Origin of the sequence: Shewanella sp. 10N.286.45.A1, from assembly GCF_041470405.1 — a bacterium.
Taxonomy (GTDB): Bacteria; Pseudomonadota; Gammaproteobacteria; order Enterobacterales; family Shewanellaceae; genus Shewanella.
Genome location: NZ_JBFRMK010000442.1, coordinates 1 through 2,336, shown reverse-complemented (window position 1 = coordinate 2,336; position 2,336 = coordinate 1). Strand labels below are relative to the sequence as shown.

The following is a 2,336-nucleotide window of genomic DNA, read 5'->3' as shown; positions in this document are numbered from 1 at the left end:
CGTTGAATAAATTCATAAGGGAATAATTATTCTGTCATTACTCACTTTGGATTAACTCGCATTGAATTAGTTTGCAAAAAGCACTCTGCGTAGATCAACTTCATATACTGATCGGCATAAGATTATTATATCTGTATTTTGGCAGCCTGTTTTGCTGTTCAACTCCTAAGGCACTGTAACGTAATATCATAATTATAATAACGGAGGTCGGGTTAAATGGCTTTTCTTCAACAGAGTATGGTAAGGCAATTCATTGCAGGTCTACTGTTTACTTTAACTTTGATAACACTAGGTAGTTCTATCTTAAAAAGCTATCAGGTACGCCAAGAGTCTGCGGTCGCAACAAATGAAGAAGTTGAAAGGGTATTACAGCAATTGACCGGTAAAATCGATCATATGCTGTATTCGCGCACCAACCAACTAGATGCGGTTTTTACTCATCCAAATACCACCGCAGCGATTAAGTCTATTCAAGATCGTGGCTTGAAATATGAAGAACATGAGATGTTGGTCCCAGTTAGCCATTATTTTCAGTCGCTAATTAGATCAGACACATCTTTGGTTAGCTTATTTTTTACAACAACTGCTACCTGGGAGTATTTTGATCATGACAGTAAAAACAAAGATCCCGATTACTACATAAATCAGCGACCTTTTTGGCAAGAGTTTCTAAGCCAGATGAATCACTATGTAAATGATCCCTACTTAGATGCCGATGGTGAAATTCTTTTAACCTTTAGAGCACCAGCATATGACCAACAGCGTAATCTAATTGGTACCGTAGGATTAGATTTGGATTTGGAGCAAGTGAATCGAGAGTTTGCCGCGCTGCAGAGTGTATATCCAGGACTTGCTGTATTTGTTGTAAGTGACAGTGGCTTACTGGTTAACTTCCCTGATATGGTCAATCAGATGATGTCTAATGGACTGAGTACGTTAGACATGGCCGCGATAGATGAAAATTATAAACAACATGGTGCAGAGGGATTCGGCACTATGTGGCAGGCTTATAACGCTAGAAACGATAAAGAACATATCGTGCAGTGGAATAATCAGCAGTACCGGGTATTTTTGCAACCTTATGAGCGTGCACTCCCTGAGGTGCATTGGAATGTCGCTGTTATGTTGCCAGAAAGCGCTATTATAGCCCCTGTTGACGATGCAGTAAGAGACAATATTTTGCACTCAGTTATATTCAGCTGTGTGATAGCGTTGTTTATGTGGCTATTGATCAAATGGCAACTTAAACCACTGCAACAGTTACAGCAGGCGATGCATTCAATAAGCCAAGGAGATGCAGATTTAACCCGTAGGTTAAACATTAATAGAAAGGATGAACTCGGCAAGCTCTCGGAAGCGTTTAATGATTTTGTGAGTAAAATCCAGGTGATGGTTAATGAATCAAGTTCATTAGCGAATAAATTCTACCAGAACTCTCGAAATAGCTTACAGTCAACTGCAGAAACTAATGCCATCGTTGGTCAACAAAAAGCACAGCTAGCGAATGTAGCTAGTGCATCTGTGGAAATGGCGCAGACTAGTGAACATGTTGCTGGTCGTGCACAAGATATCTCTGCCATCGCATCTGAAACTAAGCAGGGGGTTGTCAGTGGGGTCGCTAATATTGAAACAGTTAATGACAGGATGGGCATTTTAGCTGATCAGATCCAACAGGCGACGGACGTAGTGGCGGCATTGGAGCAAGATACTAGCAAAATAGGTGAAGTTGTTAATGTTATCGGTGCAATCGCTGAACAGACTAATCTATTAGCGTTAAATGCGGCTATTGAAGCAGCAAGAGCGGGCGAGCAGGGGCGTGGTTTTGCTGTTGTCGCTGACGAAGTACGTAACTTGGCTTCTAGAACTCAGACTTCAACGACTCAAATTCACGATATTGTTGCTAAGCTACAAAATACGGCTAAAGATGCAGTAGGCGTAATGAACCAAGGGTTAGAAGAAACTAAAACTAACAAGGCTGCGACACTTGCAGTTATTCCAGAGTTTGAAACTATTCTTACTTCTATGGAGCAACTTGAACAGCACATGGTCGATATTTCCTCGACTATCACGCAGCAGTCGAGCACTGCAATACAGATGAATCAGGAAATTGTAGAGATTGATGAGATGGCTTCCGGAACGGTAACTCAAACTCAATCTTTGGCTGTAACTATTCAAGAAACTGAATCTCAGTCTTCTGAGTTGATAAACGCTATGGCACGCTTTAAGTCGTAACCCCAAGGGGCTTACGTTGCTTAAGTCATAGATCTAAGAGGACAAATATTTGCGCTTTACTAGGGGGGGGGATCTTTCGAGCTTAGTTTTTGTTCGGTTCTTTA

The 2,336-nt window shown here is 41.3% G+C and carries 1 protein-coding gene; it reads left to right on the top strand.

Annotated elements, in window-relative coordinates:
- The first annotated feature begins 216 nt into the window (after nt 1–216).
- The gene (locus tag AB4238_RS22310) at nt 217–2,232 is read left to right on the top strand and encodes a methyl-accepting chemotaxis protein (protein ID WP_372035812.1); all 2,016 of its coding nucleotides are present in this window, start codon (nt 217–219) and stop codon (nt 2,230–2,232) included.
- Nucleotides 2,233–2,336 lie beyond the last annotated feature (104 nt).